This is a genomic window from Corynebacterium simulans, assembly GCF_001586215.1.
Lineage (GTDB): Bacteria > Actinomycetota > Actinomycetes > Mycobacteriales > Mycobacteriaceae > Corynebacterium > Corynebacterium simulans.
Window position 1 is genome coordinate 2,071,183 of the sequence record NZ_CP014634.1, and the last position, 14,388, is coordinate 2,085,570.

The 14,388-nt window shown below is 57.5% G+C and carries 30 protein-coding genes; 26 read left to right on the forward strand and 4 right to left on the reverse strand.

The annotated features are described in order from the left end of the window. Nucleotides 1–140: 140 nt before the first annotated feature. The 3 genes from WM42_RS09590 to WM42_RS09600 all read left to right on the forward strand — a co-directional run bounded on the left by WM42_RS09590 (nt 141) and on the right by WM42_RS09600 (nt 1,660). Nucleotides 141–476 carry a hypothetical protein gene (locus tag WM42_RS09590; RefSeq protein ID WP_062037578.1) on the forward strand — a complete coding sequence of 112 codons (336 nt, stop codon included), beginning with the start codon at nt 141–143 and terminating at the stop codon, nt 474–476. Between the two features lie 55 nt (nt 477–531). Next, the gene (locus WM42_RS09595) at nt 532–972 is read left to right on the forward strand and encodes a hypothetical protein (RefSeq protein WP_062037581.1); all 441 of its coding nucleotides are present in this window, start codon (nt 532–534) and stop codon (nt 970–972) included. Between the two features lie 139 nt (nt 973–1,111). Then, on the forward strand, nt 1,112–1,660 hold the full coding sequence (locus WM42_RS09600) for a helix-turn-helix domain-containing protein (RefSeq protein ID WP_062037584.1): 549 nt from the start codon (nt 1,112–1,114) through the stop codon (nt 1,658–1,660). 39 nt (nt 1,661–1,699) lie between these two features. Here WM42_RS09600 and WM42_RS09605 read toward each other — a convergent pair whose 3' ends face one another. From WM42_RS09605 to WM42_RS13465, 4 genes are read right to left on the reverse strand one after another with little or no spacing between them, the layout of a single operon-like run. Then, entirely contained in the window at nt 1,700–2,044 is a 345-nt protein-coding gene (locus tag WM42_RS09605; RefSeq protein WP_062037587.1) for a hypothetical protein, read from the reverse strand. A gap of 9 nt (nt 2,045–2,053) precedes the next feature. Continuing rightward, nucleotides 2,054–2,461 (reverse strand): hypothetical protein, encoded by a 408-nt coding sequence (locus WM42_RS09610; protein WP_145915052.1) that lies wholly within the window; start codon nt 2,459–2,461, stop codon nt 2,054–2,056. Then, nucleotides 2,458–2,829, reverse strand: a complete 372-nt coding sequence (locus WM42_RS09615) for a hypothetical protein (protein WP_062037593.1) — start codon at nt 2,827–2,829, stop codon at nt 2,458–2,460. The genes WM42_RS09610 and WM42_RS09615 overlap by 4 nt, the downstream gene beginning before the upstream one ends. Further along, a complete protein-coding gene (locus tag WM42_RS13465; protein ID WP_167599042.1) occupies nt 2,829–4,220 on the reverse strand; it encodes a C39 family peptidase in 1,392 nt (463 codons plus the stop codon). Before WM42_RS13465 ends, WM42_RS09615 begins: the two co-directional genes overlap by 1 nt. A gap of 574 nt (nt 4,221–4,794) precedes the next feature. Here WM42_RS13465 and WM42_RS09625 point away from each other — a divergent pair. From WM42_RS09625 to WM42_RS09725, 23 genes are all read left to right on the forward strand, one after another. After that, nucleotides 4,795–4,989, forward strand: a complete 195-nt coding sequence (locus tag WM42_RS09625) for a helix-turn-helix domain-containing protein (protein ID WP_062037600.1) — start codon at nt 4,795–4,797, stop codon at nt 4,987–4,989. A 73-nt stretch (nt 4,990–5,062) separates the two neighbouring features. After that, entirely contained in the window at nt 5,063–5,653 is a 591-nt protein-coding gene (locus tag WM42_RS09630) for a hypothetical protein (protein WP_062037603.1), read from the forward strand. A gap of 50 nt (nt 5,654–5,703) precedes the next feature. Continuing rightward, nucleotides 5,704–6,729 carry a hypothetical protein gene (locus WM42_RS09635; RefSeq protein ID WP_235591250.1) on the forward strand — a complete coding sequence of 342 codons (1,026 nt, stop codon included), beginning with the start codon at nt 5,704–5,706 and terminating at the stop codon, nt 6,727–6,729. Nucleotides 6,730–6,917: 188 nt separating this feature from the next. Next, nucleotides 6,918–7,289, forward strand: a complete 372-nt coding sequence (locus WM42_RS09640) for a hypothetical protein (protein ID WP_062037609.1) — start codon at nt 6,918–6,920, stop codon at nt 7,287–7,289. Between the two features lie 107 nt (nt 7,290–7,396). After that, nucleotides 7,397–8,182 carry an LvrA C-terminal domain-related protein gene (locus tag WM42_RS09645; RefSeq protein WP_235591352.1) on the forward strand — a complete coding sequence of 262 codons (786 nt, stop codon included), beginning with the start codon at nt 7,397–7,399 and terminating at the stop codon, nt 8,180–8,182. After that, nucleotides 8,179–8,631, forward strand: a complete 453-nt coding sequence (locus tag WM42_RS09650) for a hypothetical protein (protein WP_062037615.1) — start codon at nt 8,179–8,181, stop codon at nt 8,629–8,631. Before WM42_RS09645 ends, WM42_RS09650 begins: the two co-directional genes overlap by 4 nt. A gap of 88 nt (nt 8,632–8,719) precedes the next feature. Beyond that, a complete protein-coding gene (locus tag WM42_RS09655) occupies nt 8,720–8,977 on the forward strand; it encodes a hypothetical protein (protein ID WP_062037618.1) in 258 nt (85 codons plus the stop codon). 83 nt (nt 8,978–9,060) lie between these two features. Then, on the forward strand, nt 9,061–9,354 hold the full coding sequence (locus tag WM42_RS09660) for a hypothetical protein (protein WP_062037621.1): 294 nt from the start codon (nt 9,061–9,063) through the stop codon (nt 9,352–9,354). 82 nt (nt 9,355–9,436) lie between these two features. Then, a complete protein-coding gene (locus WM42_RS09665; protein ID WP_062037624.1) occupies nt 9,437–9,733 on the forward strand; it encodes a hypothetical protein in 297 nt (98 codons plus the stop codon). 67 nt (nt 9,734–9,800) lie between these two features. Continuing rightward, nucleotides 9,801–10,007, forward strand: coding sequence for a hypothetical protein (locus WM42_RS09670; protein WP_062037627.1), 207 nt, complete (start codon nt 9,801–9,803; stop codon nt 10,005–10,007). A gap of 5 nt (nt 10,008–10,012) precedes the next feature. Further along, a complete protein-coding gene (locus WM42_RS13310; RefSeq protein WP_145915053.1) occupies nt 10,013–10,252 on the forward strand; it encodes a hypothetical protein in 240 nt (79 codons plus the stop codon). Next, nucleotides 10,249–10,527, forward strand: a complete 279-nt coding sequence (locus WM42_RS09675) for an RNA-binding protein (protein ID WP_062037630.1) — start codon at nt 10,249–10,251, stop codon at nt 10,525–10,527. Before WM42_RS13310 ends, WM42_RS09675 begins: the two co-directional genes overlap by 4 nt. Then, entirely contained in the window at nt 10,524–10,664 is a 141-nt protein-coding gene (locus WM42_RS13375; protein WP_158510271.1) for a hypothetical protein, read from the forward strand. Before WM42_RS09675 ends, WM42_RS13375 begins: the two co-directional genes overlap by 4 nt. Then, nucleotides 10,661–11,011: a hypothetical protein gene (locus tag WM42_RS09680; protein WP_062037632.1), complete on the forward strand. Its 351-nt coding sequence runs from the start codon at nt 10,661–10,663 to the stop codon at nt 11,009–11,011. Before WM42_RS13375 ends, WM42_RS09680 begins: the two co-directional genes overlap by 4 nt. Nucleotides 11,012–11,174: 163 nt before the next feature. After that, nucleotides 11,175–11,483 (forward strand): hypothetical protein, encoded by a 309-nt coding sequence (locus WM42_RS13315; RefSeq protein WP_145915054.1) that lies wholly within the window; start codon nt 11,175–11,177, stop codon nt 11,481–11,483. Next, nucleotides 11,476–11,679 carry a hypothetical protein gene (locus tag WM42_RS09690; protein WP_145915055.1) on the forward strand — a complete coding sequence of 68 codons (204 nt, stop codon included), beginning with the start codon at nt 11,476–11,478 and terminating at the stop codon, nt 11,677–11,679. The genes WM42_RS13315 and WM42_RS09690 overlap by 8 nt, the downstream gene beginning before the upstream one ends. Further along, the gene (locus WM42_RS09695; RefSeq protein ID WP_062037638.1) at nt 11,676–12,110 is read left to right on the forward strand and encodes a hypothetical protein; all 435 of its coding nucleotides are present in this window, start codon (nt 11,676–11,678) and stop codon (nt 12,108–12,110) included. Before WM42_RS09690 ends, WM42_RS09695 begins: the two co-directional genes overlap by 4 nt. After that, a complete protein-coding gene (locus tag WM42_RS09700) occupies nt 12,107–12,475 on the forward strand; it encodes a hypothetical protein (protein WP_062037640.1) in 369 nt (122 codons plus the stop codon). The genes WM42_RS09695 and WM42_RS09700 overlap by 4 nt, the downstream gene beginning before the upstream one ends. A gap of 100 nt (nt 12,476–12,575) precedes the next feature. Beyond that, the gene (locus WM42_RS09705; RefSeq protein ID WP_158510272.1) at nt 12,576–12,833 is read left to right on the forward strand and encodes a hypothetical protein; all 258 of its coding nucleotides are present in this window, start codon (nt 12,576–12,578) and stop codon (nt 12,831–12,833) included. After that, nucleotides 12,834–13,199 carry a hypothetical protein gene (locus WM42_RS09710; protein ID WP_062037646.1) on the forward strand — a complete coding sequence of 122 codons (366 nt, stop codon included), beginning with the start codon at nt 12,834–12,836 and terminating at the stop codon, nt 13,197–13,199. It abuts the gene before it with no gap. After that, nucleotides 13,192–13,545, forward strand: coding sequence for a hypothetical protein (locus WM42_RS13410; protein ID WP_062037649.1), 354 nt, complete (start codon nt 13,192–13,194; stop codon nt 13,543–13,545). The genes WM42_RS09710 and WM42_RS13410 overlap by 8 nt, the downstream gene beginning before the upstream one ends. A gap of 37 nt (nt 13,546–13,582) precedes the next feature. Beyond that, on the forward strand, nt 13,583–13,906 hold the full coding sequence (locus WM42_RS09720; protein WP_062037652.1) for a hypothetical protein: 324 nt from the start codon (nt 13,583–13,585) through the stop codon (nt 13,904–13,906). Further along, on the forward strand, nt 13,899–14,243 hold the full coding sequence (locus WM42_RS09725) for a hypothetical protein (RefSeq protein WP_062037655.1): 345 nt from the start codon (nt 13,899–13,901) through the stop codon (nt 14,241–14,243). The genes WM42_RS09720 and WM42_RS09725 overlap by 8 nt, the downstream gene beginning before the upstream one ends. The last annotated feature ends 145 nt before the right edge of the window (nt 14,244–14,388 follow it).

Here is a 14,388-nt window from a genome sequence, read left to right on the forward strand (position 1 = left end):
GCAGTCAAATTGCAGTCACGCTTTTACTATCCTTTACCCCCGCGCTACCCCCGCTCTTGACCATGACCGCGCCATGACCGATAATGAGTATATCAGGCAAGGGAAACAGTCCCAGCCACAACCGGAAAGAGAGTCCGAAAATGAACAGCCAGCCACTTACCCCAGAAGAAGCCCACAAGCGCATGCGCGAGGAAAACCTCCGCGAAGCCGAGGAAAACGCCCGCCTCTATGAGGAAAAGAACACCCAGCAGGTAAAAGACGCCCTCCAAGAACTCGGCACCGCCACCTGGGACCAGGTACAGCAATGGGGACCAGCCCACAACATCCGCCCACTCACCCGCGAAGTGGCTGGCGAAGTCCTCAAGAAGCTCATCGAAAATGGTGAAGTAATCCAGGCCACCGACCCAGAGACCGGCGAGCCAGCATTCGGCAAGGGCCGCCGCGGCGCCAAGGCCAAGCTCTGGACCCTCGCCTAACCACCAGCCCCACGGTGTGGGGCTACCCACCACTTCCACAGAAAAGAGACTGAAAATGAACCCCACCGCCACTTTCGCCAAGCTAGTAGCCACCAACCCACAGAAGAACGCACACGACTTCGAGAACACCCTGGGCAAGCATCTGGGCCTTGACGGTAGCCAGATGACGCGCATCCGCAATGAAGTCCAAGAGCTAATTCTTAGCACCACCGCGAAGTACATGCAGGCCATGGATGAAGCGCAAAAAGAAATGGGCCTATTGCCGCCAGATACGGAGCCTGAAACACAGGAAGAATTTATGGCAGAATGCCGTGAGCTAGCGGCTAGCTTCACTCCGCGAGCGCTTCAGGATTTTGATTTCAACGCTTTCGATTTCGACTGGGCCTTGGGTGATTCCGCAGCCGCGGAACGCGGCGACAGCAAGCACTTTGAAACCAAGCAGGCTATTCACGCTGCTGTTGTGGAGCATCTTGTGAAGTGGGAGCCGGCCAACTAAAAAATAAAGCCCCGCGCTGGGCGGGGCGTACCTCCACGTAAGCGGAGAAGGTGACTCCAAGTCAATGAAATACGAAGTACCTCCGCAGGTGCGGAGAAAGTCACGCCCCTAACTATATACGAGAAGAAAAGACGCCGCTATGTTCACTATCACTGCCAAGAATAACCGCGTTACTGCTACTGATTTCGAGGGCCTGCGCGCCGCACTACTTGATGAGCTTTTTAATTCCGGTCGTGAGGATTGCAGCCAGTGGGAGGATTGGGTTGAAGCGGTTTACCCCGCCGATACTTCCGAGGTGGATGGGGATTACACGCCGCCCGCTCCGCGTGAGCTTTCGCAGGAGAATCTAGAAAGTTTCGCAGCCTGGGTCTTCGATACCCCAAGTGCTCGCCTCATCCAGGGCGAGCCACCAACCCCCGCCACACTGCAGGCTATCCACGAATTTATCGGCTGGTCGCTGGATGATGCCGCCGAGTCACTGGATGTTTCGAAGCGTACCTATCAGCGGTGGCTATCCGGGCAGATGGTTGCCCCGCCGCGTGTTGAGGGTGAGATGCGCCGGGCCGCACACCAGGTTATCGACCGTGCTAAGCACCTGGCCGCCAGTGACAGCATTGCTTTCAATCTTGATGATGACCCCGCCGAACGCCGCGCACACGCCCTGGCTGAGGTTCTCTACAGGAATTAAAACGCAGAAAAGACCCCCACCTAATGGTGAGGGTCAATTTTAGATGTCGTGCGCGATTTCTTCCGGGGCGGGCACGGTCTCCCGCGAGTCTGGGTAGTGCAAATGCAGCTGCCGAATGTGGCTGACAGCTAGCCAGTACCGACTTTTGATGTAATCAATACGCTCCCTTAGGGTTTCCACCTGGGATTCAAGCGAGCTAATCTTTTCATCCTGCTTATTTAGGTCGGCGCGCATCTCTTCCGTGAAAGCTTTCCAATCAGGCCCGGATTGCTCAATTTGCTTGGTCTCTTTTTGCGACCGCGCTGAGACTTTTTGCCCGTAGACCATACCCGCAGTGGTGATGAGAGCGACGAGAGCTGAGCTGAGAAGTGAAGCTAGAGACACGCGCTCACCTCATCTCATCTCTGGAATCTGGATTCGCTCCCTGCCATACGCGTACAAGGTCAGAAAAACAACGCCGAGATAATTCAGGGCGCTAACCCAAGCACGCGGAGTATCACCCAAGATTGTGCCCATGAGAAAGCTCATCGCCCACGCCGCATGAAGCCCCACCGCGAGCCCCACCGCCGCCGGTAGAAGCTTTGGAATGAAAGTCGCGGCGAGACAAAATGCACCGGCAGCGATCCAAATACTCGCCCATAAGGTGGGGCTTGCCCAACCCTCCAAATAGTGAGCAGGCGTGCGGGCTGGATTAATCAGGGGCGGCACATAGGAAAGCCCACGAATGATGGTGAGAAGAGCGAGGATAGCCAGCCCGGCTTCATCTGATTTGAACCAATTTTCAAAGCAACGCCGCATCATGCCTCGTTTGTGGTGGGGCCGTTGTAGACGGGCAGAGTGGGGGTTTGTGGTGCTGCTTGTTGCTCCCGGTATTCTGCCTGCGCTGCAAGACGCGGCGCCATAGACGGCGTGACACCATCAACAGTCAGGCGGTTAACCAGCGCGGTGATGAAATAACCGATGGCACCTGCAGCAAAAATCGTCCACGTTGGGGCGTCCGCAAGCATGACTGGTAGCGCGCCAGCAACCCACGCCACCGCCTGCAGGGCAAGCATGATGGAGCCCTTATAGCGTAGCCACCAGGGCTGCTCCTTAAGCTCCGTGGCTACCGCGTCCGCGATGCGCTCCGAGACGCTGTTAATCACTGCTTGGTTGTAGTGGCGTGCCATTACTTCCTCTTTTCCTTGAGTTCATCCACATCGGCTTGAATCTGTGCGAGCTGCTGGCGGATAGCCGCGAGCGCGTCCACGATGGTCAAATTCTGTCCTTTGTCGTTCTGACCAAGCTGTGCCCAGCCCTTGCCGCCGGGGCCGCGAAGCTGAGTCCAAATCTCCTGCAAGGCTTGAATTTGCGGGCCTAAATAGCCGCTAATCCAGTCGGTGAAAAACTTTGTTGTTAACATGTCTCCTGCTTTCTCATGTTGTGCTGCTTTTACTGGCTCGGCATACGCGTAGCCCTTGGGTGGGATTAGGCTTGCCAGCTGCTCGTGGCTAATCCAATACCCGTATGGGCTGAATCCGCTGTCTGCTACCCAGTAGCGGCGCCCGCCGCCGTCTTCGCCGTAGCCCATGATTGCGATGTAGTGGTAGACGGTGCCGCCGCCGTAGGCGGGGCTGATGGTGGACGGTGCTACCGCACGCGGGTAATTGCTGGGCGGTGCTACGATGTTTGCCACGACGCCATGACCGCCGTTGATTGAACCGGTGATGTCTTCCCACAGTTGCTGCTTTTGAGCCGGGCTTGGCGGGTCATTGGGCATTTCGCGCACTTTGTATCCCGCGCCCGGCATGTACTTATTGAGCACCGGGGCAATGAGCCCGATCCAATCGGTGCCGCCAGTATCCGTTCCCAGTTGTGTGCCGAGGTCGCTCTCCGTAATAAGCTTTCCAGTCTTTGACCTAATCACGGTCTGTGAGCTGGCCGGACCGCAGTTATAGAACGTGTCCTGGCGTACTTGGTCGCGCTCGTAGTCGAGTACTTTCTCCACGGTTGGTTTACCTCCATCGGGTAGTAGGCGTGCCCCAAATGTCAGAGCACGGTTGTAGCGGGCACGGCGATCCGACAAGCCGTTGAGGCCGCCGTTAATAGCCCGCGTAGCCCCCTCCAAATCGCCAGCGTCGGCCAGGGCGTTGAGCTGCGGGCGCGCCGCCGTCCAGTAGTAAGTGGCGGCAAGGAACCCCCAGTGCGGCTCTTCGAGCCGTTCGGGATGGGCTTCGAAGTCGATGTCTGTGAGTCCGCGTGAGTGCGCCCAGCGGGTGAAAGCGCGGTAATTACTGCGGCCGGTCAGCTGAATAGGGCCACGGCCAGCAAATTTCACCCCGTCGCCGCGATACACGTTGCCGAGGTCGCTGCGCCCCTCGTACTCCGCGCCGCTAGCAATCTCCCGCATGTAGCGCAGACCTACAGACTCATGGCCAAGCTGTGCGCACCACATGGCTGCACGCTTCACAGTGGTAACCCCAGCTTCGCGCATGGCGGTATTAAACCCATCGATTAACCGCGTGTAGCCTCCGTCAGGCAGATCGCCGCCCATGACCTCACGCAGCGTTTGCGCATCCATAGTTTGCCCTCCTTTGGGCATGAAATTAGCCCCATGACCTGTGCGGTCAGGGGCTAATGACTAGCTCTTAATCGGGTCGAAAAGGTCCGGCATTTTATCCGGCGGGAATTCCGGCAGGGCGGTATGCCCGTATCGGGCGCGGTACGCCCTGCCGTGATACTCATAAACTATGCCGTGCATTACAAAAATTCCAGGCTCCCACGTACTCATGCGAGCTTCTTCCAGCCAGCCGGGTAAGCATCCGGGCTATACGCATTCGCATCAATAAGCGACTCGTACACGGCACCTTATAAGTCACCTTGAATCCCTTAGCGTAAACATTATGAGCACCAGACGGTTGCTTAAACTCGGCGGGCGGCTTCGGCTTTAGATAGGCCCTCGCGTTCGCGTGCATGTTGGAGTAGTTGGCCAGCAGGCCACTGCTGGGGTGTGGTCATGGGTATGAGCGTAGCAGTGGTGGCGATCCTAATCTTGCACGGTACGGTCTAGTACATTATAATACTGGGTATGGGTTCAAAATGAGCCCACCTAGTACCGGACGGTACAGCCCTGCAAGGCAGAAAGGAATCACCATATGGCCTATGAGAACGGTGGCCTTTATAACCAGAAGGAGGCGTGCCAGTATCTTGGCGGCATCTCACGGAATACGCTTTATCTACTTCGACGGGACGGGCTACTCGCGGAGACCAAACTAGGGTGGCGAGTCTTCTTCAAGAAAGACGATCTAGATCGCTGCATTGAGATGCAGGAAATGCTCAAAGCAGCCTAAAACGTAAAAAGACCCCTCGGAGCTGCAACTCCATAAGTGAGGGGCCGCATCGGCAGAAAGGAATCTAAACACGATGCACAAACATGATAACACCCCAATGTCGGCGCACGAAACGACGGATCGCGACCCGTACGAGAAAGTCCTACTCCAGGCCGTCGTCCTGAAGCGCCTGAACGGCATTCACAAGGAGTTCAAGGACAGCATCACCCGCGACATGGAGCCCGGCGACAAGCGCACAGTAAAGAACGCCCAGGGCCTTGAGCTGGGCAGCGTGTCGAAGTCCGCGCCCGGCATGAAAGCGGTCTGCACCGACAGTGCCGTGCTTCTTGCCATGGCTGAGGAGCAGGGCCGAGAGATTGTTGACGGCCTGCCCGCTCCCTCCGATCCCCGCCACGAGGAAATTATTCGCCTCCTCATGGAGCTTGGGCGCACTGACCTACTTGAATCCGCTGTCGTGAAAGAGGATGCGGACGCAATCGCCGCGAAAGTTCTCGAGGACTGGCAGATTACCGGCGACCTCCCGGCCGGGTGGGAGATACGAGAGGCATCAACTAGCCGAATGTCTATTACCCCGAAGCGCACTAAGGCAGCCCGCGCCGCGATAGACAGGCTTGTTCAGTCTACGGGCGCAATTCTTGAAATCACCGACGGAAAGGACTCCTAGCCATGCAGTTCACCACACGTAAACCATCGTGTAAGGCCTCATTCCCTCTCATGCTCCTTGCGGGTATTGAGGGCGCCGGTAAGACGTGGGCCGCTGTGGAGGCGACCGGCATGGAGTCCGTAGACCGCGCCTTCTTCATCGAGGTTGGGGAGTCCCAGGCAGACGCCTACGGCGCTGTGCCGGGCGCTGACTTTGAAATCATCGAGCACGACGGAACCGTCGGGCAGATTCGTGGGGCTATCCAGTGGGCCTCCCAGCAGGCCCCGGCCGAGGGCAAGCATAACCTGCTCATCATCGACTCGATGACTGAAATCTGGCAGCTGCTACAGGACAACGGCCAAGAGGAAGCGAACCGGCGTGCCCGCAGCAAGGGACGCAAGGTGCCGGAGGAGGGTGTACGCCTCAGCCTGGACCTGTGGAGTCAGATTAAGTCCACATGGAACGGCCTCTTGCAGCAGTGCCGCCAGTTCCCGGGCCCGGTGCTCATGACCTCCCGCCTGGAGTTGGTGACGGCGGTGGACGAGAAGGGCAACCCGACGCGGGATAAATTCTGGAAGGTTCAGGCGGAGAAGAATCTACCGTTCCACTGCCAGGTTGTGGTTCAGGCGAGGGCTCCGCGCCAGTGGACGATGACGAAGATCGCTACCACGGTCCCCGAGCTCCAGCTCCAGCCCGGTGATGAGATGACGTTCAATGACTTCTCGGTGGCGAAGCTGCTGGACGGTATGGGGATTGGGGCGGATGCCGCCCCGACTACGTTTGTGGAGACCCGCCCCGATGGGGAGTTCAGTGAGGAGAAGCAGGCCGCTAAGGCCGCTGAGGAGCAGGCGGAGGAGCGGAAGGCATACGTCCTTAAGCAGACTCAGGGGCTACTCCGGGCCGAGTCCTCTGGGGACGTGGAAACGCTTCGTAGGGCGCTGCGATACTACGAGTCGCGTTCGGATCGTGAGCTCGTTGGCATGGCCCGCGAGACACTCGACCGCCTAGAGAAGTCCCAGCGCATGGAGAAGGCTCAGGAGACCGTCGGGGAAGTGTTGGACGGTGAGGTGGTCGAGCCGACCGCCGACGCCGCCTAGCTACCTTCCTCACTGCCCTAGGCCGGTGGGATTGCAGACCCCTGGCGGGTGCCTGCGCCACCGGCCTAGGCGTTTGTGCCCTGCGGCCCGGGCCATACAAGGGCCGCCCTAAAATAATCCATGTACCCCGCCTGTATACGGCTGCAACCGTGAGCGGTGTGGGGGAGTAGCAGAAAGGAATCTTTGGGATGAAGCGATCCCCGATGAAGCGCCGCCCTCGCCGTGGCGGCAGAATGCCCCAAGAGGTCTATGAGATCACGATGTTCAAGCGCGCTCGTGGGCTTTGTGAAGCCGGGCTGCCGGGGTGTGAAAAGAACGCTACTGACTTCCATCATCGGCAGCGTCGGCAGCGTGGCAATGACACGGTTGTGAACTCGGCTGCATTGTGCCGCGCCTGCCACCACCTGATTACCCACGTGTCCCCCGCAGCGGGGCGGGAGCGCGGTCTTATAGTTCACTCGCACCACCCAGATCCGGGCAGTGTGCCGATGTGCGTGCGCGGCCGGTGGGTCATGCTACGGCCTGACGGTGGCATGGAGGCCACGGAGGCGAGGCCGTGACGATTCACCCAGACGTCCACTATGAGGGTGTGCGGTTCGCTAGTGTCCCGCACCAACTCCTTGAAGAGGTGGCCGACCCGGTCGCTATCGCGCTGTATGCGCACCTCATGAAGTTTGCGGACTGGTCTACCGGCCTCGCCCATCCGAAACGGGAGACTTTGGCGAAGCTCATGGGCTATAAGACGACTAAGGCTGTCGATGCCGCTGTAAAGACTCTCGCTAAGGCCGGTTGGCTGGAGGCGTTTCCGCGTTGGTCTCGGTGGAATGAGGAGACGAACACACTGGAGGTCATCTATGAGTCCCGCAAGGGATTCAATCAGACGTCGAACGGGTACCGGCTGTTTGACCGGCCACGCCGTAGTGATGGGGTGGGTACCCCAGAGGGACCCCACCCCCTACCCACTAGTGCCCCCTCCCCATCCCCTCAGGGGTACACAAACAAAAACCATAAGAACGAGAACCATAGAACTAAAGATATTGATCATCCTGCGGATGATCGCTTCACCGAGTTCTGGGACACGGTTCCGAGAAAGGTTGGCAAGGGGGCGGCACGCAAGGCGTGGACGAAAGCGGTAAAGAAGGCCGACCCTCAGGTCATCATTGAGGGGATGCGCCAGTATCGGGATGACCCGAACCGGGCCGACGAGTTCACCGCTCATCCCTCGTCTTGGCTGAATGCGGAAAGGTGGGATGATGACCCGCTCCCAGCAAGGAGAGGGAGTCAGCGAGCCCCGAGCTTTTTGGACTTCGCCCCGTCTCGCTCTACGCCCCGAAATCAGCGGTTCGACGCCCCGTATACCGGCGAACTGCCCGGCTCTACACATTCACCCCTCCCGCCCGGTATTGAGCCGCCTACGGGCCCGCAAACGCTATTTGAGGAGTACCCAGAATGAGCACACCACAGCAGCGTGAGCTAGCCGCCTACGTCCTGGAGTACGGCAAGCGCCTAGCCCCGGATAGGTTTCCGCAGCCGTCGGCTGAGGTGGTGGACGCGTGGGCTGATGTTCTCGCTACGGTGTCTTTGCCTCCTCAGGTGTGGCCGGATGCGGTGAAGCTGTGGGCGTTGGAGCTGGCCGGGCCTCGTATGGTGACGCCGCGTGACCTTAAGCAGGCGGCGTTTGCGGTGCGTGACAGGTGGGAGTCCGATCCGGTTCGGAAGCGCCAGCTGGATGCGCACCGTGAGCGGTTGCGCGAGGAGCGTGACGCGCAGTTAGCGGCGGGGACTTTCGGGGAGCTTCGGGGCTATAAGCCGTTGGAGGTTGGTCACGCTGGGGAGGTTGATACGGCGGGTATTGTGGAGCGTATTAAGCGTGGTTTACGAGGGGGGAGGGGCAGTTCGTAGCACTCAATTTTACTTTTTGTAAACTGTCATCTATACTTAAACATGTCAGCAAGAAAGCCCCTGCAAGGGCAAGCAGAAAGGAAGAAAAATGAACTCCACCGACTACTACGTCGCCTACAACATCACCAGCGAATCCGACCTCGACATGGTGACCATGGGAGGCCAGCCCAAGTACCACCTCGGCGGGAACTCCTACATGCGCCGCGTCACCATCATCGAGGCCTACACCAAGGCCGATAAAGACACCTTCGAGCGCATCATCAGCATCAGCGAGAACGGCGCGGAGGTCGAGGTTTACGACTGGACACCAGCTGACTGCGACATGTACGTGAAGGTGAACAGCTAACGACCAGCACGGGAGGGGCGCGCATTCCCCCAATCACGCGCACTACATGAACCCCTGCAAGGGCAAGCAGAAAGGAATCAACTATGGACCTCGCAGAAGTCACCCACGAGTACATCGCAAGCGTCACCGTCACGACCCGAACCTATGACCTGTACCGGGACGTTTTCATCTACGACAACGGTGAGCGCCGCCCCTGCTACACGCTCCGCAGCCCGAAGGATGAATCCAAGTACTGGGCAGGTCACAACCTCACGAGTGCGGACAGCGCCGCCGCGGGAACCTACATGTTCACCACCGTCATGGGAACCCCAATCAAGCGCAATGGTGAGATCGTCAAGTTCTTCATCGCGGGCGACATGATCGAGCGAGTCAAATAATAATCCCTGGAGGGGGGCGCATTCCACGAATCACGCCTACACCAAGCCCCTGCAAGGGCACCCCAAAAAAGAAAGGAATCACATGTTCACCGAGCACATCGTGTACAGGCACTATGAGCTTGAATACGAAATGACCGTCACCAACAACGGCACCTCACAGGGCAAAGACGCCGTAATTGAATACACCGGGCACGGAGACGGCCCCGTCAAGCTCACCCCATTCTGGAATTCATCTAACAATAAGTGGTGGGTTGAAGTTGAGATCCTGCCACACACCGCGTCCGGCTCCCTGGTATTCCGCTCGTATATCGAAGAGCTAGAAATCGCTACCCACATGGCTCAAGAGTGCGAAGAAATACTCAACGGTGTGAGCCGATAGCCAACCGACCACAATATAAGTTCACACACACTGCCACCTGCAAGTGGCAAGCAGAAAAGGAATCATCATGAGCGACGAAATCATGGATAAAATCTTTATCGATTTAATCCTATTCATAATTCTTGTCGGAATCCCGATTCTAATCGGGGTACAGGCAGCACATGTCTTTAATTGGGGCGTAGGTATTCTAATTGGCCTACTGGTCGCTGCAGTCGCGCTATACGGTACTTATAGCTTCGCCACACAACCCGTAGACGACGCGACGGTGGCGTAAAACACATGAGCACACGAACCGCTTACCTTGCCGATATTTGCCGAAGTGATGAAGAGCTAACGGTAGTAGAAAAAATGCTACTCAGCAGCCTGCAAACAGGCCGGGCAACACTCCGTGATGATGTAGCGCAGAAAGCAACCGACTTCCGTATCAAATACGGACGCAAGGGCGCCGATCTGGCAGCACGCGAACTCCGCCCGCTTGCCCTGGCACTACTCGCACACACAGAAAGGATAGGGAAATGAGCCGGAAAGAAAAGATCACAGACCTGGACAAGTTCGCCACTAAGAATTTCCTACAGCCCTACGGTGACCCGCGCAGCGAGGAATTTAAGCCCGTGCGCAATGAGCACAGCATCCGCACCGTATGGGCACTAATCAAGGAATACCCAGAGTGGGCAGAGCAAGCGATTCAACGCGCCCGCCGTATCTGGCCGCAAGGGAAAACAATCAGATTTCCCACGTACGTCAAACACCCGTTTGTTGGCTGGTTCATGGACGAGCTAAGGAAAAAACAATGACCAACATCGACCGCGCCGCGGATGTAATCGCCAAGGCATCTAGCTACGGCGAAGCAACAGTAGACAGGTACGGCATGGAGGTAGCCCAAGCACTCGCACTCCACGCCGCCGAACACACAGCAAAGGAACAAGCATGACTATTCAAGGATTCCGCATAACCAACAAGGGCCGCGCAGCCCTGATAGCGATGCGGGAAAACAATAAGCAGGATGAAGAAGTCCCGGCTCACTATCGCATAGCAGATGCACTCGCTGAGGCGGGCCTACTCGCGCCAGAACTGCCGGAACCGAACGACCCCGGAATTTTCGCACTCAACGGTAAGGGGTGGTTACCGGGAGGTCCAGACGGCCCCAGCGTGTGGACAGCACCAGGCAGCCTAATCATGGTGCAGCGGATTGAACCCGGCGACCTTACCTCTGACGAAGCACGAAAACTAGCCTACGCACTACTCGCCGCCGCCGACTACGCGGAGGAGCAAGCATGACACGCAAGCAGTACCGCATCGTGGGGGAAATACCCAAGAATTATGACGCCAATGCATTGCTACAGCATGGAAGAAGCGAAGCGCTTTATGGAGGCGGCGGGAGACCTATCGTCTCACATGGCAATACAGACGCGCACCGTCACCGAATGAGAGGCCATGCCCAATGACTAGCATCACCCCAGAGCAAGCACGTCGCCTAATCAACGCGGATAGCCGCAGCACACACGGCCCTAACACCAACTGCCACGCCTGCAAAGCAATAAAACAGCACGCGTGGGAAATGGCCCACCAAATCGCAGGCATGACCTACGAATACGCCGTGCAAGCCCGCATCCAAGAAAACGGGCAGTGGCACCAAGTCACCGAATGGAACGATGACCCTAACCCCTACAAGCCCGGGTACGTGGCGAAGCACAACGAACGCATATTCCGCCGATTAGTAGGCCCTACAGAGGAGGTACACGATGCCTAAAACACCTACAGGAATGACCTACGAATACGCCCTGCAATACAAAGACCAAGACGGCGAATGGGAATATCCCGAAGCCTCACCGTGGAGGGACACAGCTGAAGAAGCCCGCGAGGAGGAGCGAACGCTACAACTTACAGGCTTCACTACACGCATCATCCGCCGCCTCGTCTCCCAACCCGAAGAGGTACAACTATGAGCAATAAGTGGAGAGTGACTATTCACCAATCGAACCGCAACGGCTCCAGTAGCCCGAAGTGCCGGTGGGTTGTTGACCCGCCCGGATACAATCACAAGAACCGCAATTGGGGCGACTACCGCTGGCACGTAGCAGGCGGCAAGTGGTTCGCATGGGGTAGCAAGACATCCAAGCGTGAAGCTTGGGAGCAAGCCATCGCCTACGCAGACCGCAGGGCAAGAACGCGAGAATATGTGCTACCACGCCAGCCACTACCGCTAACACTGCCGGGGGTAGAAGACGAAGACGCGCTGATATACGTCACAAACGGCAAAAACGGCTGCGTCTACCTCAAGGATGAGGATCACAGCGAGACGCTAACGCTTTACGCACGCGAACTCCGCCCCCTCGCCCTAGCACTACTCGCACACACAGAAAGGATAAGCAAATGACCAACATCGAACTTGACTTTCCAGCCAGTCATGACACCCGCCGATTCACCCACCACGGATACGAATGTGCGGTTCTGATGGGGCCGATGACCATCAACGGGTACGTTGCCCTCCCAGACGGGCACCCGTGGCTCGACTATCCAGACTCGCTGGAACTCCACCCCGACATCGACGTCCACGGCGGAATCACCTACCACACAGGCAACACCATCGGCTTCGACACCAATCACTTCGGTGACGGCCAGCACCCCGATGCCCCATACGGGCACCCGTTCCGCTTCACCGGCCATATCTGGAATTGGGAGGAAGTCGAAGCAGAAACCCGCCACCTAGCAGACCAAGCAAAGGGCACCACCAATGCCTAACCCAACCCGTCAAGAAATCATCAACGCACACACATCGCTTGAAACTTTACTCAATGTTGCAAGTGGCGGGACATCACTCGGCCCGTTCGCGATTACATCTATGAGCCACGACATCCTTGCCGTCCTCCCACCCAAGCCACAACCCACCATGGCTGATGTGAACTGGGAACACGGCAAGCACTTCCTGACCGTCGCAGAAGACACCCGCAATGAAGAGCGCTACATCATGCTGCGCCCCGAGCTGAGTGAGTATATCCGCTGTATCAGCGAAGACCCTTACAGCCCAACTGAGGCAATCCTAGGCAAACACCTCATACCGACAGACGACAAATACCGACTCAACTGGGAGATGCTCTAAATGACCAACCCAACCCGTAAAGAAATCATCGAGGCGTACAGGGAGATAGACATGCTCCTGGGCCACTACGACGACCGGAACCCCGGGCGAGTACCGGAGTGCCGCGCCATTATTGAGAAAGCCCTCCCGCCGCGACCACAGCCCACCATGGCTGACGTGGTATGGAACGATGAAGAGCACTTCTTGGCCGAGGCGAGAATAAAGAATGGGCCGCTAGTAGCCATGATTGGGAAAGACCAAGAGCAGTGGATTACCTGCATCCCTATTGAGACTGACTACTCATTGCTGTGCAAGAGAACAGAGTTTGAGGGATACCTGACCCCAACGGGTAAGCACTACCGACTCCAGGAGGCGCAGGATGACTAACCCAACCCGTGAAGAGATTATCCGCGCACACGAGACGCTTGATGATCTCTGCGATTGTCTAAAGATGGGGTGGAGTGCTAGTCCAGCATCCATTAAAGCCAGCAAAGACACCGTAAAGAAAGCCCTCCCACCCAAGCCGTTCCCCACCATGGCGGATATTGAATGGCTTGAAAGCGTGCACTACCTCGCAGAAGCGAAACACAAAGACGGACGAACCGTCATAATGCTCACCCGAGATTCTTCTACACGTATCAACTTCATTTGGAACGAATCAATCGATGCCACACACCCCCAGAATCTCACCCCGACTGGCAGGATGTACACACTCACAGAGGTGCAAGGTTGATAACCAGACTCGCGCCGCGAACATCATCGCCCACGGCATGAAAAACGACGACAGCCCCGCACGCATCGCAAAGCACCTAGCTGATTACGGGCTACTCGCACCAGACCTGCCGACCCTGAGTAGCGATTACGCCAGCATAGAAGTGCCAACCCGCCGCACCTTAATCATGGATGATGCTGACTGCCCAACCCTCTATGAGAACGAGGACAGTATTTTGGTAGGCACCGTGAACGGTGAGGTCAATTTCTCACTCGGGGTGCATGATGAAGTCTCTGTCACCTTGCCCGCTGACAAAGCTGAGAGCTTCGCCCTCGCTGTACTCGCAGCAGCCCAATACGCAAAGGACACACACCATGCCTAACCCAGCCCGCCAGGAAATCCTAGACGCGCAGCTCGCCCGCCAATGGGCGGAGTGGAATAAGTCCTGTGAAGTCAGCTCGCCCGAAATTCAGGCCGCAGCTAACTTCATCCTCGCCAACACCACCCCTCCGACCATGGCCGAGGTCGAATGGGACGATGATAAGCACTTCCTCGCGGAGGCGGAGAACGCCTTGGGGATGCGCTTCCTCATGGTCTGCAAGCACGACAGCTTTAACATCCGATGTCTAGGTAGCTCCACCCTCCAAGGGCGAATCATCGGGGCAGAGTTCCTCACCCCGACTGGTAAGCGCTACACCCTCACAGAGGTGCAGGAATGAGCACCGGCCCGTGGCATCGCTGGTTCGCTTGGCATCCCGTCAGAACCGAAGAGCACGGGTGGCGCTGGCTCCGCACCGTAGAACGCAGAAAAATCACCGGCCCCACGTTCACCCCATACGAAAAGCCGTATCTGTGGGAGTACCG